Consider the following 24,884-nt stretch of genomic DNA (forward strand, 5'->3'; position numbering starts at 1 on the left):
CCACTGAGGCCCGTTGTTCTGTGGAGAAATCCACCTCTGTGGACAACTCCATGCCCTCTCCGAGTGAACCGAGAGGCTTCCGATCGCGGGGTTCGGCAGCGGCCCGGCCCCGACTGATGATGCCGTGCAGCAGTGAGCGACGTTTCACGTGAAACACGATGCACAGCGGACGGGACCGAACTGTCGCGACACTCCGGCACGCGTAGGTGTGGCAGCTTGTGTGGAGTACGTCTCGTCGCCAGGACGGATCAGCGACGCCGCCGTGTACGCCCCGTCCGGGCCGCCTTGGCCCGCTTCGCGGCGAACCGCACACCGCCCGGGCTCTCGCCGACCTCGACCCGCACGACCGTGGACAACGGATCGACGACTCCTTCGCCGACATGCAGGATGGACGTCTGCACGGCACCGAGTTTGCTCAGCGCCGCCGCCGAGCTCTTGAGTTCCTCCTCCGCGGTGTCACCCTTGAGCGCGAGCATTTCGCCGTACGGGCGCAGCAGAGGAATGCCCCAAGTAGCCAGCCGGTCCAACGGCGCCACAGCCCGTGCCGTCACCACGTGGACGGGTGTGACCTTGCCCATGACTTCCTCAGCCCGTCCCCGGACGACGGTCACATGGTCAAGGCCCAGCAGCTCCACGACCTCGGTCAGGAAAGTCGTACGCCGCAGCAGGGGTTCCAACAACGTGATCTTCAGGTCCTCCCGGACGAGCGCCAGGGGGATGCCCGGCAGGCCGGCACCCGAGCCGACGTCACACACCGTCACGCCCTCGGGCACGACCTCCGAGAGCACCGCACAGTTGAGCAGGTGCCGCTCCCACAGGCGGGGCACCTCACGCGGCCCGATCAGACCGCGCTGCACACCCGCCTCGGCGAGCAGCTCCGCATAGCGCACCGCGTCCGCGAAGCGATCACCGAAGACCTCGCGTGCCTGCTCGGGCGCGGGGGGAAGCTCCGCTGCCTCCGTCACGGGGGACCGTCCTTCCGTACGGCGTCGACGCGTAAGCATCGAGCCCTGAACCACCAGAACTATCAGGCTGACAAAGTTCGGCCCCGCCTGCCGGGCAGACGGGGCCGGAGGAACGTACGGACCGATCAGGCGGGAAGCACGACGACGAAGCGCTGTGGCTCCTCGCCCTCGGACTCGCTGCGCAGGCCGGCGGCCTTGACCGCGTCGTGCACGACCTTGCGTTCGAACGGAGTCATCGGATTCATCTTCACGGGCTCGCCCGAGCTCCTGACTTCGGCCGCAGCCTTGGCGCCCAGCTCGGACAGCTCCGCACGCTTCTTGGCGCGGTAGCCCCCGATGTCCAGCATCAGACGGCTGCGGTCACCGGTCTCCCGGTGCACGGCCAGGCGCGTGAGCTCCTGAAGGGCTTCCAGCACCTCGCCGTCACGACCCACCAGTTTCTGCAACTCGCGGCCGCCCATGTCACTGATGATCGAGACAGCGGCCCGGTCAGCCTCGACGTCCATGTCGATGTCGCCGTCGAGATCGGCGATGTCCAGCAGACCCTCGAGGTAGTCCGCCGCGATCTCGCCCTCCTGCTCCAGGCGGGTCAGGGTGTCTGCACCCTCGGCAGCAGCGGAGGTGGTGCCTTCCGTCACGGGATGGACTCCTTTTTACTTCTTGGACGGGGACTTGGGCCGCTGCGGACCCTTGCGCTGTCCGGACTGGGCCTTGCTGCGGGTACCACCACCGGGCTTCTGCGCGGGCTTGTCGGCGGCGGCGGGCTTGGCGTCCTCGGGCTCTTCGGACTTGCTCAACGACAGCGGCGTGCTCTCGCCGGCTGCCTTGGCGGCTCCGGACTGGCGCTGGGACTTGCTCTGCCGCTTGGGCTGCTGCCGCTTGGGAGCGGCGGCACTCGTCGTCGTGCCGTCCTCGGCCTGGACGACCGCCTGGGCCTCACCCTTCACCACCGTGCCGTCCGCCTGGGCCACGAGGCCGGCCTTGCTCAGGCCGTTGATGAACTTGCGCTCGAACTCGTTACGGTCACGGCCCTTGGCGACGATGGCCTTGACGATGGCCTTCTCACCGCGGCGGCGCGTCTGGCCGTGGTGCGTGACGTGCTTGTGCAAGCGCTCCAGGTACGCGGCCTGGGCCTTCGAACCCGGGGTCGGGTTGTTGTGGATCACGAACATCTGCTGGCCCATGGTCCACACGTTGGTGGTCAGCCAGTAGACGAGGACACCGACCGGGAAATTGATACCGAAGACGGCGAACATGACCGGGAAGACGTACATCAGCATCTTCTGCTGCTGCATGAACGGCGTCTTGATCGTGGTGTCGACGTTCTTCGTCATCAGCTGGCGCTGCGTGTAGAACTGCGACGCCGACATCATGACGATCATGATCGCTGTGACGACCCGGACGTCGGTCAGCGAGGCGCCGAGCTGGGCCACCTTGTCCGCGCCGTCGGTGAACTTCGCCGCCAGCGGGGCACCGACGATATGGGCTTTACGGGCGCTGGCCAGCAGCGGGTCGTTGATGACGCCGATCGTCTTGCCGGTCGCGATGGCGTTGAGCACGTGATACAGCGCGAAGAAGAACGGAGACTGCGCCAGGATGGGAAGGCACGAGGAGAGCGGGTTGGTACCCGTCTCCTTGTACAGCTTCATCATCTCTTCGGACTGGCGCTGCTTGTCGTTCTTGTAGCGCTCCTGGATCTTCTTCATCTCGGGCTGCAGTGTCTGCATGGCCCGGGTCGCCTTGATCTGCTTCACGAAGAGCGGGATCAGGCAGATTCGGATCAGAATCACCAAGGACACGATGGACAGGCCCCAGGCCCACCCGGAGTCGTCGCCGAAGAGGGCGCCGTACACCTTGTGGAACTGGACGATGACCCAGGAGACAGGTGTCGTGATGAAGCTGAAGAGGCTGGCAATCGTGTCCACTAATCATGCTCCTTGGGCATGGGACGGGGTCTCTGCGGCCGGGCTCGGAGGAGCCTGCCCCTCGGTGGCCGGTTCGGCGGAGGAAGGCCCGCCCTTGCGTGCACGGCAGGCGTTACGCAGCATTTCGTGCCACCGCGGACGCTTCCGCGGCGGGACATGGTCCACACCGCCGAGCGACCACGGATTGCATCGCAGGATGCGCCAGGCCGTCAGTGCCGTTCCCTTGACCGCACCATGCCGGTCAATGGCCTGGTAGCCGTAGTGGGAGCACGACGGGTAGTACTTGCACACCGGCCCGAGCAACGGACTGATGGTCCACTGGTACAGCTTGATCAGCGCCAGCAGCGGGTACTTCATCGCGCGCCCCCTCCCAGCAACCGCTCGATGGCGGCATCCAGGTCTCGGGCCAGTTGTGCGTGGTCGGCGTCACCCGCGCCGGGCAACGCTCGTACGACTACCAGGCTACCGGGGGGCAGCAGGGCGACTCGATCGCGCATCAGATGGCGAAGCCGACGCTTCACCTTGTTGCGGATCACCGCACCGCCCACGGCCTTGCTGACAACGAAACCCGCACGCGTCGAGGGAGCGCTCTCCCCAGGCGCGTGCGGGTCCGTGGCACCGCTACGAAGATGGACGACGAGAGTCGGGCGTCCAGCCCGACGACCCCGTCGTACCGCGGTCGCGAAGTCCTCGCGCCGCCTCAGCCGATGCTCGGTAGGCAGCACGACGTCATGACCTGATCGAGATCAGGCGGACAGGTTCGTGCGACCCTTGCTGCGGCGGTTCGCGAGAATCGCGCGACCGGCACGGGTACGCATCCGCAGGCGGAAGCCGTGGGTCTTCGCCCGACGACGGTTGTTCGGCTGGAAGGTGCGCTTGCTCACTCGGGGGCTCCAGAAAGAATCGGTGTTTGCGGGGTGCCGTCCTGGCTGTCACCGTGCGCCCACGAGTAGCTCGCATCACGCCCGAGTGCACCGCTGACCGATCACCCAAATGATCTGTGCCCATCGGAGGCAGGCGGCAGCAGCCATCGACAACTCGACCTGGTTACGGTACGCGCGGCTGCGCCATCCGGTCAAACCAGGGGGCACCGGGAGACACTATCCACAGCCTGGGGACAACAACTTGAACCGTACCCGTCGCCCTGACTACCGTGGCCGGACTCCGATTCGTTCCCATGAACCCGCCCCAGCCCATTTGAATCCCGACCTGTCCCGAACCACACGTTCGTGGGACCCCGTGAGAGAGCGTGCCCTGTGGCTGACGTACCTGCCGATCTTGCCGCAGTGTGGCCACGAGTACTGGAGCAACTTCTCGGTGAGGGCCGAGGACAGGGTGTCGAGACCAAGGACGAGCACTGGATCCGGCGCTGCCAGCCGCTGGCGCTGGTCGCGGACACCGCCCTGCTCGCCGTACCGAACGAGTTTGCGAAGGGTGTGCTCGAAGGCCGCCTCGCACCGATTGTCAGCGAGTCGCTGAGCCGCGAGTGCGGCCGCCCGATCCGGATCGCGATCACCGTCGACGACTCGGCCGGCGAGCCACCGGCCCCGCCGGCCCCGCAGAACCGGCCCCAGTCGCGCTATGAGGAGCCCGAGCTCCCGCCCGCCCAGTACGAGGGGGGATACGGCCGCCACCGCGCAGACGACCACATGACCGGCCGTGGAGAGCAGCGCCCCGGATCCCAGGGCGACCGCGACCACGCGCCCCGCCCGGACCAGATCCCGACCCCCCGCCCCGCGTACCCCTCGGAGTACCAGCGCCCCGAGCCCGGCTCCTGGCCGCGCCCGCCGCAGGACGAGTACAGCTGGCAGCAGCAGCGGCTCGGCTTCCCGGAGCGCGATCCCTACACGTCGCCGTCCCAGGACTCCTACGGCCCTCGCGCCCAGGACTCCTACGGTTCTCCGCCGCAGGACTCCTACGGTTCTCCGCCGCAGGACTCCTACGGTTCTCCGCCGCAGGACTCCTACGGAGCGCCGTCCCAGGACTCGTACTCACAGGACTACCGTCCGCAGTCGATGGAGCGCCCGCCGTACGACACGCAGCGCCCCGACTACGACCAGCGTCCGGACTACGGTCGCCACCGCGCCGCCGAGGACCAGCGAGACGCCCGCCGCGAGCTGCCTGAGGGGCCGTCCCGCTCCGGGCACGTGCACCGCGGCGGTCCGATGGGTTCCCGGCTGCCCGCCAGCGGTGCCCCCGGCCCGCTGGCCGCGAAGCCCGCGCCGGCGACCGGCCCCGGCGAGCCGACCGCCCGTCTGAACCCGAAGTACCTCTTCGACACGTTCGTCATCGGAGCCTCCAACCGCTTCGCGCACGCGGCCGCGGTGGCCGTCGCCGAGGCGCCGGCGAAGGCGTACAACCCCCTGTTCATCTATGGGGAGTCGGGGCTCGGCAAAACGCATCTGCTGCACGCGATCGGGCACTACGCGCGCAGCCTCTATCCGGGTACCCGCGTGCGGTACGTGAGCTCGGAGGAGTTCACCAACGAGTTCATCAACTCCATCCGCGACGGCAAGGGCGACAGCTTTCGCAAGCGCTACCGCGAGATGGACATCCTGCTCGTCGACGACATCCAGTTCCTGGCGGACAAGGAGTCGACGCAGGAGGAGTTCTTCCACACCTTCAACACGCTCCACAACGCGAACAAGCAGATCGTGCTGTCCAGCGACCGGCCGCCCAAGCAGCTGGTGACGCTGGAGGACCGGCTGCGGAACCGTTTCGAGTGGGGTCTGATCACCGACGTCCAGCCGCCCGAGCTGGAGACCCGTATCGCCATCCTTCGTAAGAAGGCGGTCCAGGAGCAGCTGAACGCCCCACCCGAGGTGCTGGAGTTCATCGCGTCCCGGATCTCGCGCAACATCCGCGAGCTGGAGGGCGCGCTGATCCGGGTGACGGCGTTCGCCTCGCTCAACCGGCAGCCGGTGGACCTGGGCCTCACGGAGATCGTCCTCAAGGACCTGATCCCCGGCGGTGAGGACTCCGCCCCCGAGATCACCTCGACGGCCATCATGAGCGCGACCGCCGACTACTTCGGTCTCACGGTCGAGGACCTGTGCGGCACCTCGCGTGGCCGCGCGCTCGTCACGGCCCGCCAGATCGCCATGTATCTGTGCCGCGAGCTGACGGACCTCTCGCTGCCGAAGATCGGCGCGCTGTTCGGCGGCCGCGACCACACGACCGTCATGCACGCGGACCGCAAGATCCGCAACCTGATGGCCGAGCGGCGCTCCATCTACAACCAGGTGACCGAGCTGACGAACCGCATCAAGAACGGCTGACCACCACCGAGACCCGTCGCGCGAGGGCGCCCCCGGAGGAGATCCGGGGGCGCCCTTTCGCCTGCCGCGGTTCCTCGCTGTTCGATTACCTGCCGGGTTACGGCCTCTCTCCACAGATTCGGCGACTTTTTCCCGTCCACACCCTGGGGACTGGGGAGTTATCCAGATCGTATCCACAGAGCATCCTGCTGATAGACCATCAGGCCAGGTCAGGTGCCTGTGGATTGGTGGACGAACGATCTCCACAGGCTGTGGATGAATCGGTGATCCACAGCCTGTGGACCGAGTTGTCCACCGGCAACCCACAGGCTGAGGCCGGTTGTCCCCAGCGATCTTCAGCTTCTCCACATGACTGTCCACTGTTCGGCAACCCGACGCGCGTGATCACCGGGTCGAGTGAAAGGCGTCACACGAAGGTGCCGGGGTGGGCTGTGGGAAAGGCGGCCAAACCTGGGGACGATGCTGGGGAGAACTTGCCTCAGGCTGTGCATGGGATGTGCAGAACTTTCTGTTCTCCACAGATACGCCCGGTTGTCCACCGGCGCCACCCACAGGGTCCGTGGACAAAATCTTGGGCCTGACCTGCGAAAACGAGGTTATCCACGGTATCCACAGCCCCTACTACTACTGACAACTAGAGAGAGCTGGGAATCCGTTTCGAAGTGGGTCCTGTGCACAACTCGCTGTCCGGCTCCCGACTGCCCCTCATCACGACTTGACCCCGAGAGGCACCTACTGTCAGTGCCGTGCGTCAGACTGGGCCCCGGTGGTCCTTCCCCTCACCGGGACCGACGACACCGAGACAGACGACGAAGCCAGGCAGGCCGAGAAGCGCCGGCAACAGCAGGAGGCGGCAACAGTGAAGATCCGGGTGGAACGCGACGTACTCGCGGAGGCAGTGGCCTGGGCGGCTCGCAGCCTCCCGGCCCGTCCGCCGGCGCCTGTCCTCGCCGGCCTTCTGCTGAAGGCCGAGGACGGTCAGCTGAGCCTGTCCAGCTTCGACTACGAGGTCTCCGCGCGGGTCTCGGTGGAGGCGGAGGTCGACGAGGAGGGCACCGTCCTCGTCTCGGGCCGGCTGCTCGCCGACATCTGCCGCGCACTCCCCAACCGCCCGGTGGAGATTTCCACAGACGGTGTACGGGCGACGGTGGTGTGCGGCTCCTCGCGCTTCACACTCCACACGCTGCCCGTGGAGGAGTACCCGGCCCTGCCGCAGATGCCGAACGCCACGGGCACAGTCCCCGGCGAGGTCTTCGCCGCCGCGGCGGCCCAGGTCGCCATCGCAGCCGGCCGTGACGACACGTTGCCCGTCCTCACCGGTGTGCGCATCGAGATCGAGGGCGACACCGTCACGCTGGCGTCCACCGACCGCTACCGCTTCGCCGTCCGTGAGTTCCTGTGGAAGCCGGAGAACCCCGAGGCGTCCGCGGTGGCCTTGGTGCCCGCCAAGACGCTCCTGGACACCGCCAAGGCCCTCACAAGCGGCGACAGCGTCATCCTGGCGCTGTCCGGTTCGGGTGCGGGCGAGGGCCTCATCGGATTCGAGGGCGCGGGCCGTCGTACGACGACCCGCCTCCTGGAGGGCGACCTCCCGAAGTACCGTTCGCTGTTCCCGACGGAGTTCAACTCCGTCGCCGTGATCGAGACCGCCCCCTTCGTGGAGGCCGTCAAGCGCGTCGCCCTGGTCGCCGAACGGAACACGCCGGTGCGGCTCAGCTTCGAGCAGGGCGTGCTGATCCTGGAGGCGGGCTCCAGCGACGACGCACAGGCTGTGGAGCGAGTCGACGCCCAGCTGGAGGGCGACGACGTCTCGATCGCCTTCAACCCGACCTTCCTGCTGGACGGCCTGAGCGCCATCGACTCCCCGGTGGCCCAGCTGGCCTTCACGACGTCCACCAAGCCCGCGCTGCTCAGCGGCAAGCCGGCCGTGGACGCCGAGGCGGACGAGGCCTACAAGTACCTGATCATGCCCGTGCGCCTCAGCGGCTGACCGAGCCCTTCAGAGAATCCGCAGGTCGGGGCATACGTTTGAGCGCGTATGCCCACAGATGTGCGCGAGCGTCCGGGTTTAGGCTCGGACACAGGTACGCAAGTGCCGTAACGCCACGTCGCACACCTAAGGAACAACTGATGGAGCTCGGTCTCATCGGCCTCGGCAAGATGGGCGGCAACATGCGCGAGCGGATCCGCCGCGCAGGCCACACGGTCGTCGGATACGACCGCAACCCGGACCTCGCGGACGTCCACAGCCTGGAAGAGCTGGTGGGCAGGCTCAAGGGTCCGCGGGTGGTCTGGGTGATGGTCCCTGCCGGTGCCGCGACCCAGTCGACTGTCGATGAGCTCGGCGACCTGCTGGAGCCCGGTGACGTCGTCGTGGACGGCGGGAACTCGCGCTGGACGGACGACGAGAGGCACGCCGAGGAGCTGGCGGCCAAGGGCATCGGTTTCGTCGACTGCGGCGTCTCCGGCGGCGTCTGGGGCCTGGAGAACGGTTATGCGCTGATGTACGGCGGTGACGCGGGGAACGTCGCCAAGGTGCAGCCCGTCTTCGACGCGCTGAAGCCCGAGGGCGATGTCGGCGCGGTGCACGCCGGCAAGGTCGGCGCGGGCCACTTCGCGAAGATGGTCCACAACGGCATCGAGTACGCGATGATGCAGGCCTACGCCGAGGGCTGGGAACTGCTGGAGAAGGTCGACTCCGTGACGGACGTGCGGGAGGTCTTCCGCTCCTGGCAGGAGGGCACCGTGATCCGCTCCTGGCTCCTCGACCTCGCGGTGAACGCCCTGGACGAGGACGAGCACCTGGACAGGCTGAAGGGTTTTGCACAGGACTCCGGCGAGGGACGTTGGACTGTGGAAGCCGCCATCGACAACGCCGTGCCGCTGCCCGCGATCACGGCCTCCCTCTTCGCGCGGTTCGCGTCGCGCCAGGAGGACTCTCCGCAGATGAAGATGGTCGCCGCGCTGCGCAACCAGTTCGGCGGCCACGCGGTCGAGAAGAAGTAATCGGCCGAGAAGAAGTGATCCACTGGGCTGCTCAGCGGTCCACAATCTGGGGGAGGTCGGCGCACGACCATGCACGTCACGCATCTGTCGCTGGCCGACTTCCGCTCGTACGCCCGGGTCGACGTTCCGCTCGACCCGGGCGTCACCGCATTCGTCGGCCCGAACGGCCAGGGCAAGACGAACCTCGTGGAGGCGATCGGCTATCTGGCCACCCTCGGCAGCCACCGCGTCTCCTCCGACGCTCCCCTGGTCCGCATGGGCGCCGAACGCGCGGTCATCCGGGCCCAGGTCAAGCAGGGCGAGCGGCAGCAGCTGGTCGAGCTGGAGCTGAACCCCGGCCGGGCCAACCGCGCCCGTATCAACAGGTCCTCGCAGGTCAGACCGCGTGACGTGCTCGGTATCGTACGGACCGTGCTGTTCGCACCCGAGGACCTCGCCCTGGTGAAGGGCGACCCCGGGGAACGGCGCCGCTTCCTGGACGAGCTGATCACCGCCCGCTCCCCCCGCATGGCCGGCGTCCGCTCCGACTACGAGCGGGTCCTCAAGCAGCGCAACACCCTGTTGAAGTCGGCCGCGCTGGCCCGACGGCATGGCGGTCGCTCGATGGACCTGTCCACGCTCGACGTCTGGGACCAGCACCTCGCGCGTGTGGGCGCCGAACTGCTCGCCCAGCGTCTCGACCTGATCGCCGCGATCCAGCCGCTCGCCGACAAGGCGTACGAACAGCTGGCTCCCGGCGGCGGCCCGGTCGCCCTCGACTACAAGCCGTCCGCTCCCGGCGAGGCGCACACTCGCGAGGATCTGTACGAGCAGCTGATGGCCGCGATCGCCGAAGCCCGCAAGCAGGAGATCGAGCGGGGCGTCACCCTCGTGGGACCGCATCGGGACGACCTGCTGCTCAGACTCGGCCAACTGCCCGCCAAGGGGTACGCCTCCCACGGCGAGTCGTGGTCCTACGCGCTGGCGCTGCGCCTGGCGTCGTACGACCTTCTCAGGGCCGAGGGCAACGAGCCGGTGCTCGTCCTCGACGACGTGTTCGCCGAGCTGGACACCCGGCGCCGCGAACGTCTGGCCGAGTTGGTCGCGCCGGGCGAACAGGTCCTGGTGACCGCCGCGGTCGACGACGACGTACCGCACGTACTGACGGGGACGCGGTTCTCCGTGGCGGACGGGGCGGTGGAGCGCGTATGACCATGGACGAGCCGGCACCGCGCCCCGCAGGACCCGCGGCCGAGGAACCCGCCGCGAAGACCCCTGAACCGTCCGGCGTCGACCTCGCGCGCGTGGCGCTCAGGGCCGCGAGGGAACAGGCACGCGCGCGTGGGGACGCGGCGCAGCAGAAGAAGCAGGCGCGGCGCGGCGGCCTGCGCTCCGGCGCGCGCGCCGACGGACGCGACCCCATGGCGTTCGGTGCGGCCATCAACCGGCTGATCACCGAGCGTGGCTGGGAGACGCCGGCCGCCGTGGGCGGGGTGATGGGCCGCTGGCCGCAGATCGTCGGCGAGGACGTCGCCAAGCACTGCGCCCCGGAGACGTACGACGAGGGCGAGCGGACCCTGGTCGTGCGCTGCGACTCCACGGCGTGGGCGACGAATCTGCGCCTGCTCGCCCCGACGCTGGTCGCCCGTCTCAACGAGGACCTGGGCCACGGTTCGGTGAAGCTGATCAAGGTGAACGGTCCCAGCGGTCCACCCCGCCGCTACGGCCCTCTGCGGGCCCCCGGCAGCACGGGACCCGGCGACACCTACGGGTGACCTACCTCACATCTTCGGCGATCGGCGCCGCCGTGGAGGAGCCCGAAGTGCAACCGCACGCGGTTGCGAACGTCGACCTGACTCCCAAGTAGCCGAGGGTTGACAGCTGGAAGCGCTGAGTGCCTCTGTGAGCCTCTTGGAGCCCTGCTCCGTATATGGGGACCCGGAAGAGACCGGTTCAGGGCGCCACATGAGGACTCAGGTACCGGCAAACCCCCATCACTGTCGGCGCTACCGGTAGACTGGAAGCTAATCCCGCCCCGAACGTGGGGACCGTCCGGGAAAAGCTGAGCAACGCTGATCAAGGCTTTAACAACGCAACATGCCGCAGCCGCTCCGGCAACCCGCCGACGAGCCTGGCTCGTGCTGTGCCAGAAAGGGCGCTTCGTGGCCGATTCCGGCAACCCCAACGAGAACATCCCGTCCACCGACGCCGGCGCGCACGGCGGAGCCAACACCTTGAACGGTGAGGTCACCGCCTCGTACGACGCCAGCGCCATCACCGTCCTCGAGGGCCTGGACGCGGTTCGCAAGCGACCCGGTATGTACATCGGTTCAACCGGCGAGCGCGGCCTGCACCACCTCGTCCAGGAGGTCGTCGACAACTCCGTCGACGAGGCGCTGGCCGGCCACGCGGACACCATCGACGTGACGATCCTGCCCGACGGCGGGGTGCGCGTCGTCGACAACGGCCGCGGTATCCCGGTGGGCATCGTCGCCTCCGAGGGGAAGCCGGCCCTCGAGGTCGTGCTGACGGTGCTGCACGCCGGCGGCAAGTTCGGCGGCGGCGGCTACGCGGTCTCCGGTGGTCTGCACGGCGTGGGCGTCTCCGTCGTGAACGCGCTGTCCTCCAAGGTCGCCGTCGAGGTCAGGACGGACGGTCACCGCTGGACGCAGGACTACAAGATGGGCGTCCCCACGGCTCCGCTCGTCCAGCACGAGGCCACGGACGAGACCGGCACGACGGTGACGTTCTGGGCGGACCCGGACATCTTTGAGACCACCGAGTACTCCTTCGAGACGCTCTCGCGGCGCTTCCAGGAGATGGCGTTCCTCAACAAGGGTTTGACGATCAACCTCACCGACGAGCGCGAGTCGGCGAAGGCCGTGACCGGGGCGGACGAGGCGGGCGAGGACGAGAAGGACGAGGTCAAGACCGTCTCGTACCACTACGAGGGCGGCATCGTCGACTTCGTGAAGTACCTCAACTCCCGTAAGGGAGAGGCGGTCCACCCGACCGTGATCGACATCGAGGCCGAGGACAGGGACAGGCACCTGTCCGTCGAGATCGCGATGCAGTGGAACGGCGGCTACACCGAGGGTGTGTACTCGTTCGCCAACATCATCCACACCCATGAGGGCGGTACGCACGAAGAGGGCTTCCGCGCCGCGCTGACCTCGCTCATCAACAAGTACGCGCGCGACAAGAAGCTGCTGCGGGAGAAGGACGACAACCTCACGGGTGACGACATCCGCGAGGGTCTGACCGCGATCATCTCGATCAAGCTGAGCGAGCCCCAGTTCGAAGGCCAGACCAAGACCAAGCTGGGCAACACGGAGGCGAAGACCTTCGTGCAGAAGGTCGCCTACGAGCACCTCACCGACTGGCTGGACCGCAACCCGAACGAGGCCGCGGACATCATCCGCAAGGGCATCCAGGCGGCCACCGCGCGCGTGGCGGCCCGCAAGGCCCGCGACCTCACCCGCCGCAAGGGCCTGCTGGAGTCGGCGTCCCTGCCGGGCAAGCTCTCCGACTGCCAGTCGAACGACCCCACCAAGTGCGAGATCTTCATCGTCGAGGGTGACTCCGCCGGCGGCTCGGCCAAGTCCGGACGCAACCCGGAGTACCAGGCGATCCTCCCGATCCGCGGCAAGATCCTCAACGTGGAGAAGGCGCGGATCGACAAGATCCTGCAGAACCAGGAGATCCAGGCGCTGATCTCCGCCTTCGGCACCGGGGTCCACGAGGACTTCGACATCGAGCGGCTGCGCTACCACAAGATCATCCTGATGGCGGACGCCGACGTCGACGGCCAGCACATCAGCACCCTGCTGCTGACCTTCCTGTTCCGCTTCATGCGGCCGCTGGTCGAGGCCGGACACGTGTACCTCTCCCGTCCCCCGCTGTACAAGATCAAGTGGGGCCGGGACGACATCGAGTACGCCTACTCGGACCGCGAGCGCGACGCGCTGATCGAGATGGGGCGCCAGCGCGGCAAGCGCATCCGCGAGGACTCGATCCAGCGCTTCAAGGGCCTCGGCGAGATGAACGCCGAGGAACTGCGCATCACGACCATGGACCAGGAGCACCGCGTCCTGGGCCAGGTCACCCTCGACGACGCCGCCCAGGCCGACGACCTGTTCTCGGTCCTCATGGGCGAGGACGTGGAGGCGCGCCGCCAGTTCATCCAGCGCAACGCCAAGGACGTCCGCTTCCTCGACATCTGAGTCGGTCTCAGCTGACCGCACCAGGAAGGATCTTCACCAGCAATGGCCGACGAGAAAACTCCAGTCACACCCGAAGCGGGCGGCGAGATCGTCCAGCGTGTCGAGCCCGTAGGGCTCGAGACGGAAATGCAGCGTTCGTACCTCGACTACGCGATGTCCGTCATCGTCTCGCGTGCGCTGCCCGACGTCCGGGACGGTCTCAAGCCCGTCCACCGCCGCGTGCTGTACGCCATGTACGACGGCGGCTACCGCCCCGAGCGCGGCTTCTACAAGTGCGCCCGTGTCGTCGGCGACGTCATGGGCAACTACCACCCGCACGGCGACTCCTCGATCTACGACGCGCTGGTCCGCCTCGCGCAGCCGTGGTCGATGCGGATGCCGCTGGTGGACTCCAACGGCAACTTCGGCTCTCCGGGCAACGACCCCGCGGCGGCCATGCGCTACACCGAGTGCAAGATGGCGCCGCTGTCGATGGAGATGGTCCGTGACATCGACGAGGAGACCGTCGACTTCACGGACAACTACGACGGCCGCTCCCAGGAGCCGACCGTCCTCCCGGCCCGCTTCCCCAACCTGCTGATCAACGGCTCGGCCGGTATCGCGGTCGGTATGGCCACCAACATCCCGCCGCACAACCTCCGTGAGGTCGCGTCCGGCGCCCAGTGGTACCTGGAGAACCCGGAAGCCAGTCACGAGGAACTCCTGGACGCGCTCATCGAGCGCATCAAGGGACCCGACTTCCCCACGGGCGCCCTGGTGGTGGGCCGCACCGGCATCGAGGAGGCCTACCGCACGGGCCGCGGCTCGATCACCATGCGCGCCGTCGTCCAGGTCGAGGAGATCCAGAACCGCCAGTGCCTGGTGGTGACGGAGCTGCCGTACCAGGTCAATCCCGACAACCTCGCGCAGAAGATCGCCGACCTGGTGAAGGACAGCAAGATCGGCGGCATCGCGGACGTCCGTGACGAGACCTCGTCGCGCACGGGCCAGCGCCTGGTCATCGTCCTGAAGCGGGACGCGGTCGCCAAGGTCGTCCTGAACAACCTGTACAAGCACACCGACCTGCAGACGAACTTCGGCGCCAACATGCTGGCCCTGGTCGACGGCGTCCCGCGCACCCTCTCCCTGGACGCGTTCATCCGCCACTGGGTGACGCACCAGATCGAGGTCATCGTCCGCCGTACGCGCTTCCGCCTGCGCAAGGCCGAGGAGCGCGCGCACATCCTGCGCGGTCTGCTGAAGGCCCTGGACGCCATCGACGAGGTCATCGCGCTGATCCGGCGCAGCGACACCGTCGACATCGCGCGCGGGGGCCTGATGGGCCTCCTGGAGATCGACGAGATCCAGGCCAACGCCATCCTCGAGATGCAGCTGCGCCGACTGGCCGCCCTGGAGCGCCAGAAGATCATCCAGGAGCACGACGAACTCCAGGCGAAGATCACTCAGTACAACGCGATCCTCGCCTCCCCGGTCCGCCAGCGCGGCATCGTCAGCGAGGAACTCGCCGCGATCGTCGAGAAGTACGGCGACGACCGCAAGACCATGCTGGTGCCCTACGACGGCGACATGTCCATCGAGGACCTCATCGCCGAGGAGGACATCGTCGTCACCGTCACGCGCGGGGGCTACGTCAAGCGCACCAAGACGGACGACTACCGTGCCCAGAAGCGTGGCGGCAAGGGCGTACGCGGCGCGAAGCTCAAGGAAGACGACATCGTCGACCACTTCTTCGTGTCGACCACGCACCATTGGCTGCTGTTCTTCACCAACAAGGGCCGCGTCTACCGGGCCAAGGCGTACGAGCTGCCCGATGCCGGGCGGGATGCGCGTGGCCAGCATGTCGCCAACCTGCTGGCCTTCCAGCCGGACGAGGCGATCGCCGAGATCCTCGCGATCCGCACCTACGAGGTGGCGCCGTACCTGGTGCTGGCCACCAAGGGCGGCCTGGTCAAGAAAACGCCTCTGAAGGATTACGATTCGCCGCGCTCGGGCGGTGTCATCGCGATCAACCTCCGTGAGACGGAGGACGGTTCGGACGACGAACTGATCGGAGCCGAGCTTGTCTCGGCCGAGGATGATCTCCTGCTGATCAGCAGGAAGGCGCAGTCGATCCGGTTCACGGCAACGGACGAAGCACTTCGCCCCATGGGCCGTGCCACGTCGGGTGTCAAGGGCATGAGCTTCCGCGAGGGCGACCAGCTGCTCTCGATGAATGTTGTTCGACCCGGTACGTTCGTGTTCACTGCTACGGACGGCGGGTACGCGAAGCGGACCGCCGTCGACGAGTATCGCGTCCAGGGTCGCGGTGGCCTCGGTATCAAGGCCGCCAAGATCGTGGAGGACCGCGGATCACTCGTCGGCGCGCTGGTGGTCGAGGAGACGGACGAGATCCTCGCCATCACACTGTCCGGCGGTGTGATTCGTACGCGAGTGAATGAAATCAGGGAGACGGGCCGTGACACCATGGGCGTCCAACTGATCAACCTGGGCAAGCGCGATGCCGTGGTCGGCATCGCTCGAAACGCCGAGGCGGGACGCGAGGCGGAGGAGGTCGACGGCGACATCGCCGTCGACGAGACCGCCGAAGGTGCCGCGACGACCGGCACGGACGAGGGTGAGGCACCCTCGGACGAGTAACTCGAGGAGAGAGTCATCGTGAGCGGAGCCACGGGTGCCGGATCGACCGGAACCCCGACCGGTCCCCCGACCGGGTCGGAGACGGACGGCGGCGGCCGTGGCTCCGCCGCGCGTACGACAGACCCGCACGTGACGGATGCGCGTATGACAGACCCGCATACGACCAACCTGCAGGCGATCAAGCCTTCCGCGACCGAGTCGCGCTCGCCCGACACGCATGGATCCCAGGGGGGAACTGTGACGGACACCCGAGGTCCGCAGGCCAAACGGCACGCCACCGGCGCGGGCCAGGCCACGGCTCCGGCCGCTCCGGGCGCCCAGGCTCAGCCGCCGGCCCAGCCTGCACCGTCCGAGGCTGCCTCTCCGCTGCCTGGGGAACGGCAGCCGCAGCAGCCCGCCGGGCCCTACCACCCGCCGCAGGCCTACCCGACGCAGGGACAGGCGCAGGCGAGTGGCGTACGGCGTCCGCGCACGGGCGCGCGGACCACGCCCCGCACCCGCAAGGCACGGCTGCGCGTGTCCAAGGCCGACCCGTGGTCGGTGATGAAGGTCAGCTTCCTGCTCTCCATCGCGCTGGGCATCTGCACGATCGTGGCGGCCGCGGTGCTGTGGATGGTCATGGACGCGATGGGCGTCTTCTCGACGGTCGGCGGCACGATCTCGGAGGCGACCGGTTCGAACGAGTCGAACGGCTTCGACCTGCAGTCGTTCCTGTCGCTGCCCAACGTCCTGACGTTCACGACGATCATCGCGGTCATCGACGTCGTCCTCGCGACGGCCCTCGCGACGCTCGGCGCGTTCATCTACAACCTCTCCGCCGGCTTCGTCGGCGGCGTCGAGCTGACACTCGCCGAAGACGAGTGAGCGTCACGCCAAACCTTCGGTGACGGTCTGCCGAGAACCGATTTTGGGACTGCCCACGTCGTGCGCTAATCTTCAGGAGTCAGCGCGCGGGAAATACACCGCAGAGCGCGGCGGGGCTATAGCTCAGTTGGTTAGAGCGCATCCCTGATAAGGATGAGGCCACAGGTTCAAATCCTGTTAGCCCCACCAGCACGAAGACCTCCGGTCCACTTGGGCCGGGGGTTTTTGGTTTCTACGGCTGGCATCGGTCGTCGGTCGCGTCGGGTGGCGTGGAGGGGTGCGGTCGCGTCAGGTGGCGTGGAGGTGTGCAGGTCGTCGGTTGCGAGGCGCGCAGTGCCTTGCGGCGAGACGTCCGATCCGCTTTCGGCGGCGCCTCATCAAGGTCGTCATGCGAGCTGTGGTGGGCTGCGGGTGGTTGGCCTCAGGGGGTCCGGTCACATGCGGCGGTGCTGGGTACGCAAGTTCGGTGTGACGGGACTGTGGAAGGGCGTCTGCAGAGCGGTGGCGCTTGCTGCGGCGGTGCGGCGATTCGGCGGTGCTGCGGTGCGGCGATTCGGCGGTGCTGCGGTGCGGCGATTCGGCGGTGCTGCGGTGCGGCCGGTGGTTCGTCAACGCTGGAGCGGTGCGAGGAGCTCGGACGCGGGCACGGCCGGTGCGCAGATCGCGGCGTTCGGGGTGGTGGCCTGCGCGGTGTCCTGGGCCTGGGTGGTGGTCTGTGCGGTGGGGGTGGTGGCCTGCGCGGTGTCCTGGGCCTGGGTGGTGGTCTGTGCGGTGGCGGTGTTGGGAAGCGCGGTGTCCTGGGCCCCGGCTTCCTGGGCCCCGGCTTCCAGGGGGGCGGTGTCCGAGGGCGCGTCCGGGTCCACGGGTGAGCGATGGCGGCAGCTGGGGGTCTTGTTGTGGGCCTCGGCGCGGATGCGCTGTTTCATCGTGGGTGGCAAGGACCTGACGTTGGACCAGGGCGAGGACCGGGGGGACAGCACGGGCGCCGTCGCGTTCGTGGAGCTGTTGCGGGGCGTCCCGGTCTGCGGTACGGCCGCGGCGGCGGACGTCGTGATGAGTCCGAGCGCCGTGCACAGCGCGAGGAAGGCGGTGACGAAGGCGGTCCACAGTTTCATGACCTTGTTCTGGGCCATGGTCCCTCACTTTCGGGTCGGGTGATTTGCGTACTTTCCTCATGATGTGTATGGACGCGGCGGAGCGGCGGACCGACGCCCGTGGCGCGTTGATCTTCCGATGAACACCACTCGGATGGGTGTAATGAGGGCGAAAACAGGGGATTCAGGAGGAGAGCAGCTAGAAAGTCACCGTCTGTACGGGTGTGATCACCCTCTGATCGGAGCCGAATGGTCCGTTTGTACTGCGGTGTGCCGGAGGGGAGTTGGGGCCTGACGTAGGTCACCGATCGGTATCGGTCGGTGTGTATAGTCGGGCGCCAGAGGTCCCCTACGTCAAGGAAAGACGAGGTCGCGCGGTGAAGAAGCTTCTCCTGGTCGCACTGGCCGCCATCGGCGGGCTCCTCGTGTACCGCCAGATCCAGGCGGATCGCGCCGAGCAGGATCTGTGGACGGAGGCGACTGACTCCGTGCCCACGGGTTCGTGAGTACCGACCGATTCTGAACAGACCCCGGCCGCCTCGCGGTCGGGGTTTTGTGTTGCCCGGGTGGCGTGCTGCCCGGGTTCTGTGTTGCGCGGGCGGCGGTCCTGTGACGGGGCGGGCGCTGGAGGGGTGACGGTGATCTGGTGCCGTCCGGTGTCGGGCCGGATGCTGACCTGGGCCGGTCTGGCGCTGGTCTGGCGCCGTTCGGGTGCCGGTCTGGTGTCGCCGGTCTGGTGGCAGGGGTTTCGGACGCTCGTACGGAATGCGCGGATGGGGTGTGACCCGTCGGGGCAGGATGGGCGACGGTCACACGAATACACGCTCAGGCGGTCGAACAGCCCGGGCGACGACGAGTGGGGTGGCGCGTCATGGGGCGGCGTACGGGGTGGAGGCGCTACAGGGGTGGCCGTTCCTCGGGGGCCCTGCGCGCTGTTTCCGGGCGGGTGGCTCTCGTCGTCGGGCGGATCGCCGTCGTGGGTGCGGTGCTGTGCCTGACGGGGGTGGTGTCAGGGACGCCGTCCGCGCAGGCAGCCGGACCGTGGGGCTCCTACGGCTTCGACGCGGACGCCCGAGTGGCCGACGGCGCGACGAGCACCGGGGACGCCACCGCACTGGCGCCCGGCACGACGTACCGAAGCTCCCTCCCGGTCGACGGCAGGCTCTACTACCGCCTCGATCTCGACGCCTCGTCGAACGTGTACGTCTCCGTCACGGCCGTGCCCGGTTCCGGTACGACGGTTTCGGCGACCGACGGCATCAAGGTGTCCGTCCAGGACGCCAACAGCCATTCCTGCTCCATCGACACCGCCAGCCTCGGCACGGACCGGCGGCCCCGCCCTCTTACCGCCCTGGGCGCACGCGACTTCTCGCGCGCCGGGTCGACCAGGTGTCAGGACGCCGGCGCGTACTACGTTCTCGTCGAGCGCGTCCATCGAGCGGGCTCCTCGTCGGATACGTGGGGGCTGGAGCTCGCCACGGTGTCGGAGCCGGGGCTCAAGGAGGCCGGTGCGACGAGTGCGCCCGAGGTCTGGAACTCCGCCTCGCCCGTACCCGTGACGGGCGAAGCCGTGTCCCGCGCGGGTGCCTCCGGTTTCACCGGGGCGACATCCGTGGAGCAGGGGGTGTGGCGCGACGACATCGTGCCCGGACAGACGCTGTTCTACGCGGTGCCCGTGGACTGGGGCCGGCAGCTCCACGTGACTGCCGAGCTGGGCAGTTCGGGCGACGGGGACGGCATCGTGTCCAGGGCGCTGGTGCTGTCTCTCTACAACCCCGCGCGCGGCTTCGTCGACGACGTGAGCACGGTCTACGACGGCAGTCAGCGGGCGGCCGCGCTCAAGCCCTTGCCGCCGGTCGCCTACACCAACCGTTACGACGTCTCCGACCGGGTGAGCGGCATGCGGTTCGCGGGCTCGTACTACCTCGTCGTGCACCTCTCGGAGCAGGTGGCCGACCGGTTCGGGGAGGGGCCCTTCGACCTGACCCTGAGGGTACGGGTCGCGGGCACGGCAACGGCCGGCCCTGAGTACGTGGGGGAGTCCGAGCCGCGGGGAGTTTTCGGAACCACGGCGCTGGGCGGGGAGACGTCGACTACGGGGAACGCAAGTGCGGCGGGCGACGACACCGCGATGAGGCTGCTCGCAGCGGGCGGGATCGGCACCGGGACTGCGTTGCTGATGGGGCTCGGCGTGTGGACGGTGGTGGGGCGGCGGAGGGATGGCGGCGCGGGGGCGGGCCGGTAGGGCGTGCGCTGGTGTGAGCGTGCGCGGGTGCCACGGGTGCGAGCGCGTGGGCGTGCGAGGTGGTGGTGCGGTGAGGGGGAGGGCTGCGGTCCGCGGCGCGCGCGGGGTGGTGCGTTGTCGGGCCTGGAACGTTCAGAGGCGGGTCAGGGCCCAGATGCCCACGGCGTAGCAGGCCAGCGCCAGGAGCAGAAGAGTGATCGCCACCTGGGCGGGTGGGCCGGAGCGGCGGTGCGAGCGTGACATTGCCCGCGCGGAAGACGGAACTCGCGGGACCTGGGCGGTGTATGAAGCAGTAGAGGGTTCGGCGCTCCGGTGCGGCGGCGGTGTCGGTATCGGCGCCGATGAGTGCTCAGCGGGGTATTGGAGTGCGGACTGCTGGAGGGAGGACAGCACGTGAGTGGGGTCGTGGGGGGATGCCGGGGCCGCGTGGCGTGGTCGCCTCTGGCGGGGCTGTGGCTGTGGCTGCGGGTATTGCTGCTCTGGAGTGGGTGTGACGGGCGTGGCGGGTGTGACGGGGGGCCCGGCGGAGGAGGTCGTGGACTGCGGCGGCGGGAGGTGGAAGCTGCCGGTGTCCGACATGGTGGTCGACTGCGTGGGGGTGGGGGGTTGCGAGGGAGGCGCCGGAACTGCGGGGGTTTCGGCGGGCAGGGGAGCAGCGTCGGGTGGGCGGACGGCAGCGTTCGAGGGGTGGACAGAGGCACCGGCGGGATGACCAGGGGTGCTGGTGCGGCGATGTGCTGGGTTGTACTGCTCCGGGCCTCGGCCGGTGCCGTGGCCTGCGTCGGATACGGCGCCCGAGGGCGAGCCGGACGGGCTGGGGCCGCCTGTCTCGGACCAGTCGTACTCGGCAGCGCCGGACGGCCAGGTGCCGTTTCCGGCGGAGGGGGCGAGGCGACTGTCTCCGGGCGAGCCCGAGCCGTCGGGCGCCGATTCGTTGGGAACCGAGCCCGCCGAGCCGTCTGACACCCAACCGCCCCCGCCGAAGCCAGCCACTTGGTCCGGGCCGACCCCGAGCCGGGCCGACCCCGAGCCGGCCGGATGGTCGGGGCCGAAGTCGGCCAGGTGGTCGGGGCCGGAGCCGTCCCGGGCGGATCCGGGCTCGGCCAAGCCGTCCCAGCCCGAGTCGGCCAGGCGGCCCGCGCCGGAGTCGGCCGAGTTCGAGCCCGAGCCGACCGAGCCGGGCCACGCCGACAGGGATTCCGCGCCGGGGCTCGTACTTTGCTCCACACCTGACCGGGGCGCCGTAAGGTCGCTCCCCTGCCCAGAGGCCATCTCGTGGCCGGGGTGCAAGCTGTGGTGGCCTCCGCCTCCGTCTCGGCCTCCGTCTCGCCCTCCGCCTCCGTCCCGCCCTCCGCCTCCGCTACCTCCGTTGCCGTCTCGGCCTCCTACGCCCCCACCGGCGCCGCCCCCGCCTCGGCTCCCGTATCCGCCTGCCCAGCCTTCTCCCTCTTCTCCTCCGTCGGCCCTCCCGCCGTTTCCTTCCCTGCCGCCTCCCTCGGCGATTCCGGACCCGGGAACCTGGAACCCCGGGACCCCGGCCTCGGGAATTTTGCCCGCGAGACCTTCTTCCCCGTCTTCCTGCCCCGGCCGGGAAGGTCTCGTCACAGAACTCGTCTGCCCTGGCTCCACTCCCGGTGCCTGTTTGAGGGGCCCTTCGGGGGCGAAGCCCGGGGGGAGCGGGCCTAGCTGGTCGAAGATTTCGATCAGTTCGTCGTCGGGGGCGGGATCCGGGAGCAGCTCCACGGCGGATGCGAGCGCCTTGCGTGTCCCCGTGACCGTGCGGAAGCGGGCCTGGGGATCCGGCTGGAGCATCGACGCGATGACCTGCCAGAGCGGCTCGGGGACGCTCTGGGGCGCGCTGGGGGTGCCGTGAGCGGCGAAGTACTGCACGAGGGCCTTGGCGTCCGGCTTGGCGCCCTCCAGCAGATACAGCGCGACGAGTCCCACGGCGAACAGGTCCGCGGGGAAGTCCGGCTCCGCGCCCATCATCTGCTCGGGGGCGATGTAACCGGGCGTTCCGACCACGAGGTTGGTCTCCGTCAGCCGTGGTTCGCCCAGCCGCATCGCGATGCCGAAGTCGGACAGCCGCAGCCGGGGCCGACCCGTACCGGTGGCCTCCAGCAGGATGTTGGCGGGCTTGATGTCACGGTGGACCACGCCTTCCGCGTGTACCGCGGCCAGCCCGGCCAGGAGCTGGTCGAGCAGGATGCAGACGAAGGGGGGAGGCAGGGGGCCGTAGTCGCCGACGAGGTGGACCAGAGAGCCACCGGCGACCAGGTCCATGGTGAACAGGACCTTGTCGTCGTCGGCGGCCCAGCTGGCGGGCGCGAGCACATGGGGGTGGTCGATCCGCAGCGCCTGTTCGCGGACGAAGCGCAACAGCGAGTGAGCGTCGCGCTGTTGGAGAACCTTGGCGGCCACATAGCGTCGGCGGCGGTGGTCCCAGGCACGCCAGACGGCGCCGACGCCACCGCGCCCGATCGGGTCGACCAGTTCGTATCGTCCGGCGAAGACCTCACCCATGGCTGTGCGTCGCTCCTCCCCCTTCGGTTTCCCCCGTTACCCCCCTTGCTTCCCCCTTGAGGAGGGATACGACCCCTCCCGTGCCGTCGCCGGTGAGTGACACACCCCCATGTGTCTCCCCCGACGAGCGTCACGCCCCCCTCGTGTCTCCTCTTACCGTCGGCCCGGCTGCCGAACCCCTTCGGTGACCGGGACGCGGGTTCAGCTCTGGTGGGACTGGTAGTGCGCGACGGCGTCGGAGGTGCGGCCGGCGCCGTACACCCGGAGGAACTCTGCCAGTTCCGGGTGGGTCGGGGCGAGGGTGTCGGCCGCATCGATGATGTCTCCCGCGGCCGCGACCGAGCGCAGCAGCGACTGGATCTCGCGGACGACCCGCTTGACCGTGGGCGCTCCCGAACTGCTCGTTGTCTGCGTGGTGTTGTTGAGTACCGAGCCCCCCTGCGACTTCTTGATCTCTTCCATGCGGTCGGTCGCCTCGGCCGCGCTGACGCTGCCGTCCGCGACCTGCCCCGCCAGGTCCTGCAGCAGCTGCACGCGCTGGACCACTGCGGGGTTGCCGATCTTTGCCCGCTGACCGCTCATCAGCTGTGACAGCATCGGTGCCGACAGTCCCAGCACCCCCGCGAGACGAGCCTGGTTGAGGCCAAGATCGTCGATGAGCTTACGGAAGAGCGCCCCCAGCGGCTCCCCGTACCAATTCCGCTGCAGTTCCCGCGCTCTTGCGGTCGCTTCCTGCTGTGCGGCGTCCATTGCGTCTCCCCATCGCTTCCCCAAAAACCGCGGTTCGCGGTAGCGAACCACGCGGAGCATCTTACGGAGAGTGGTCGTCGGCGGGGACCCCCAATCTTTTTGCGGAATCCCGGGGGTGACCCGGTACTCTGGTCTGCGACGCCCACCGGTACCCGGTTCTTCCGGCGGACGTCCGTCTTCGGGGCCTTAGCTCAGTTGGTAGAGCGCTGTCTTTGCATGGCAGATGTCAGGGGTTCGACTCCCCTAGGCTCCACGCACGCAACCCCTCCACCTGCGGAAACGCTGGTGGAGGGGTTTTTTGTGCGCTGCGGGCGAGCAACAGCCCATACGGCGGCGGGAGTTCGGGCCGGGTGTCCACGCCCCGGCGCCCGATTTCGCAGGGAGACTCCTTCTGTTTCACGTGAAACCCTGCGGCTCTGCCCCCGTTTCGCCGCGTTTCACATGAAACTGTCCCTTTACCGCCATGCCGTGGGGCAGGAGGCCTCAAGGTCAGACTTCAAGGTCTCCTGCCCCACGGCATGGCCGACGGCTCGGCGGAACGTCAGTGCCCTTCGTCGCGGTGGGTGGCCTCCTCGTCGGCCTGCTTGGCCTGGACCTCGGGGTCGAGGTCGGACTGGCCACTGCCGTCCACGGAGGTCAGCCGGCTCGCTTCGGGAACCTCCGTCGCGGCGGGCGGTTCGACCAGCCAGTCAGGATTGGCCTGCTTGTCCCACCACTTCCACGCTGTGAAGGCGCCACCGGCGACGATGCCCGCAATGGCCAGCGCCTTCGCGAGCCGACCGGCCCGCGCCCGCCGTTGCTGCTTGCGGATCAGCTTCTGAATCTCCTTCGGCGAGACCTGACCGCGCAGGGCGGCCAGAGCGGCGGCGCTACGGGCGGCCGCCTCGTCCCGGACGGGTCCGGCCGAGGCCACCGCCTGCTCAAGCCTTGGCCTGGAGTAGTCGGCGGCCTGCTTGGCGGCCTTGCGGGTACGTGCGGCGGCCTCGTGTGCGGCATGGTCGACCTTCGGCGGGACATGGGCGAGAGCCTGCGAGCGGGCCTGGTCCAGACGCGGCGCCACGTAGGCGTCGTACTGGACGCGGGCCTGTTCGGCGGCCTGCGTCACCTTCGGCGCGAGCCGTACGCGTGCCTCGTGCGTGTAGTGCGCGGCCCTGTCCTTGGCTGTGTCGGCGAAGGGTGCCACCACTTCCGCGGCGTGCAGCACGCTGCCCTTCGCCGAGCCGGTCGCGGCGCGCACGCTGTCGATGCGGGTCACAGGTTCCTCCTCCTCCGTGGCGTACGGTATTTCGACTTTCCCCCCTTTTACGGATCATGCCTGTCCGGGCAATACTGGGCATGTGAGGGCGGGCATCCGGGTCATGACGACTGACCCCGGGCCACCTCCGATCAGGAGCT

19 protein-coding genes, 2 tRNA genes and 1 pseudogene are annotated in these 24,884 nt (G+C 68.5%); 12 read left to right on the forward strand and 10 right to left on the reverse strand.

Annotation, left to right across the window (positions count from 1 at the left end; genetic code table 11):
* Positions 1-248: 248 nt before the first annotated feature.
* From rsmG to rpmH, 6 genes are all read right to left on the reverse strand, one after another.
* Positions 249-965, reverse strand: coding sequence for a 16S rRNA (guanine(527)-N(7))-methyltransferase RsmG (gene rsmG, locus M2271_RS14575; RefSeq protein WP_280887610.1), 717 nt, complete (start codon positions 963-965; stop codon positions 249-251).
* Positions 966-1,090: 125 nt separating this feature from the next.
* Positions 1,091-1,603 carry a R3H domain-containing nucleic acid-binding protein gene (locus tag M2271_RS14580; RefSeq protein ID WP_280887611.1) on the reverse strand — a complete coding sequence of 171 codons (513 nt, stop codon included), beginning with the start codon at positions 1,601-1,603 and terminating at the stop codon, positions 1,091-1,093.
* A 15-nt stretch (positions 1,604-1,618) separates the two neighbouring features.
* Positions 1,619-2,890, reverse strand: coding sequence for a membrane protein insertase YidC (yidC, locus tag M2271_RS14585; protein ID WP_280887612.1), 1,272 nt, complete (start codon positions 2,888-2,890; stop codon positions 1,619-1,621).
* Between the two features lie 3 nt (positions 2,891-2,893).
* The gene (gene yidD, locus M2271_RS14590; RefSeq protein ID WP_280887613.1) at positions 2,894-3,247 is read right to left on the reverse strand and encodes a membrane protein insertion efficiency factor YidD; all 354 of its coding nucleotides are present in this window, start codon (positions 3,245-3,247) and stop codon (positions 2,894-2,896) included.
* A complete protein-coding gene (rnpA, locus tag M2271_RS14595) occupies positions 3,244-3,615 on the reverse strand; it encodes a ribonuclease P protein component (RefSeq protein WP_280887614.1) in 372 nt (123 codons plus the stop codon). The genes yidD and rnpA overlap by 4 nt, the downstream gene beginning before the upstream one ends.
* A gap of 21 nt (positions 3,616-3,636) precedes the next feature.
* The gene (gene rpmH / locus M2271_RS14600) at positions 3,637-3,774 is read right to left on the reverse strand and encodes a 50S ribosomal protein L34 (RefSeq protein WP_020130646.1); all 138 of its coding nucleotides are present in this window, start codon (positions 3,772-3,774) and stop codon (positions 3,637-3,639) included.
* Positions 3,775-4,146: 372 nt separating this feature from the next.
* On the opposite strand from rpmH, the gene dnaA reads away from it, so the two are divergent.
* From dnaA to M2271_RS14645, 9 genes are all read left to right on the forward strand, one after another.
* Positions 4,147-6,168: a chromosomal replication initiator protein DnaA gene (dnaA, locus tag M2271_RS14605; RefSeq protein ID WP_280887615.1), complete on the forward strand. Its 2,022-nt coding sequence runs from the start codon at positions 4,147-4,149 to the stop codon at positions 6,166-6,168.
* An 859-nt stretch (positions 6,169-7,027) separates the two neighbouring features.
* Positions 7,028-8,158: a DNA polymerase III subunit beta gene (gene dnaN / locus M2271_RS14610; RefSeq protein ID WP_280887708.1), complete on the forward strand. Its 1,131-nt coding sequence runs from the start codon at positions 7,028-7,030 to the stop codon at positions 8,156-8,158.
* A gap of 140 nt (positions 8,159-8,298) precedes the next feature.
* Entirely contained in the window at positions 8,299-9,174 is an 876-nt protein-coding gene (gene gnd / locus M2271_RS14615; protein ID WP_280887616.1) for a phosphogluconate dehydrogenase (NAD(+)-dependent, decarboxylating), read from the forward strand.
* Between the two features lie 69 nt (positions 9,175-9,243).
* Positions 9,244-10,365, forward strand: coding sequence for a DNA replication/repair protein RecF (recF, locus tag M2271_RS14620; RefSeq protein WP_280887617.1), 1,122 nt, complete (start codon positions 9,244-9,246; stop codon positions 10,363-10,365).
* Positions 10,366-10,367: 2 nt separating this feature from the next.
* Positions 10,368-10,928: a DciA family protein gene (locus M2271_RS14625; RefSeq protein ID WP_280887709.1), complete on the forward strand. Its 561-nt coding sequence runs from the start codon at positions 10,368-10,370 to the stop codon at positions 10,926-10,928.
* Positions 10,929-11,315: 387 nt separating this feature from the next.
* Positions 11,316-13,376 carry a DNA topoisomerase (ATP-hydrolyzing) subunit B gene (gyrB, locus tag M2271_RS14630; protein WP_280887618.1) on the forward strand — a complete coding sequence of 687 codons (2,061 nt, stop codon included), beginning with the start codon at positions 11,316-11,318 and terminating at the stop codon, positions 13,374-13,376.
* A 42-nt stretch (positions 13,377-13,418) separates the two neighbouring features.
* Positions 13,419-16,013: a DNA gyrase subunit A gene (gyrA, locus tag M2271_RS14635; RefSeq protein WP_280887619.1), complete on the forward strand. Its 2,595-nt coding sequence runs from the start codon at positions 13,419-13,421 to the stop codon at positions 16,011-16,013.
* 18 nt (positions 16,014-16,031) lie between these two features.
* Positions 16,032-16,877, forward strand: coding sequence for a DUF3566 domain-containing protein (locus M2271_RS14640; protein WP_280887620.1), 846 nt, complete (start codon positions 16,032-16,034; stop codon positions 16,875-16,877).
* Between the two features lie 112 nt (positions 16,878-16,989).
* Positions 16,990-17,066, forward strand: a tRNA-Ile gene (locus M2271_RS14645).
* Between the two features lie 419 nt (positions 17,067-17,485).
* Here M2271_RS14645 and M2271_RS14650 read toward each other — a convergent pair.
* Entirely contained in the window at positions 17,486-18,010 is a 525-nt protein-coding gene (locus M2271_RS14650; protein ID WP_280887621.1) for a DUF6344 domain-containing protein, read from the reverse strand.
* Between the two features lie 338 nt (positions 18,011-18,348).
* Between M2271_RS14650 and M2271_RS14655 the strand changes: the two genes are divergently transcribed.
* Both M2271_RS14655 and M2271_RS14660 read left to right on the forward strand, forming a co-directional pair.
* A complete protein-coding gene (locus M2271_RS14655) occupies positions 18,349-18,477 on the forward strand; it encodes a DLW-39 family protein (RefSeq protein WP_003999697.1) in 129 nt (42 codons plus the stop codon).
* Positions 18,478-18,917: 440 nt separating this feature from the next.
* Positions 18,918-20,216 carry a hypothetical protein gene (locus M2271_RS14660; protein WP_280887622.1) on the forward strand — a complete coding sequence of 433 codons (1,299 nt, stop codon included), beginning with the start codon at positions 18,918-18,920 and terminating at the stop codon, positions 20,214-20,216.
* Positions 20,217-21,839: 1,623 nt separating this feature from the next.
* Here the strand turns inward: M2271_RS14660 and M2271_RS14665 are convergent.
* Both M2271_RS14665 and M2271_RS14670 read right to left on the reverse strand, forming a co-directional pair.
* Positions 21,840-22,739: pseudogene (locus M2271_RS14665) on the reverse strand (serine/threonine-protein kinase); the annotation flags it as partial.
* Positions 22,740-22,940: 201 nt separating this feature from the next.
* On the reverse strand, positions 22,941-23,489 hold the full coding sequence (locus tag M2271_RS14670) for a DNA-binding protein (RefSeq protein ID WP_280887623.1): 549 nt from the start codon (positions 23,487-23,489) through the stop codon (positions 22,941-22,943).
* A 180-nt stretch (positions 23,490-23,669) separates the two neighbouring features.
* Here M2271_RS14670 and M2271_RS14675 point away from each other — a divergent pair.
* A tRNA-Ala gene (locus M2271_RS14675) sits at positions 23,670-23,742 on the forward strand.
* Between the two features lie 288 nt (positions 23,743-24,030).
* On the opposite strand, the gene M2271_RS14680 is transcribed toward M2271_RS14675, so the two are convergent.
* A complete protein-coding gene (locus M2271_RS14680) occupies positions 24,031-24,744 on the reverse strand; it encodes a DUF5324 family protein (RefSeq protein ID WP_280887624.1) in 714 nt (237 codons plus the stop codon).
* Positions 24,745-24,884 lie beyond the last annotated feature (140 nt).

Source organism: Streptomyces sp. LBL (genome assembly GCF_029893585.1).
Classification (GTDB): Bacteria; Actinomycetota; Actinomycetes; order Streptomycetales; family Streptomycetaceae; genus Streptomyces.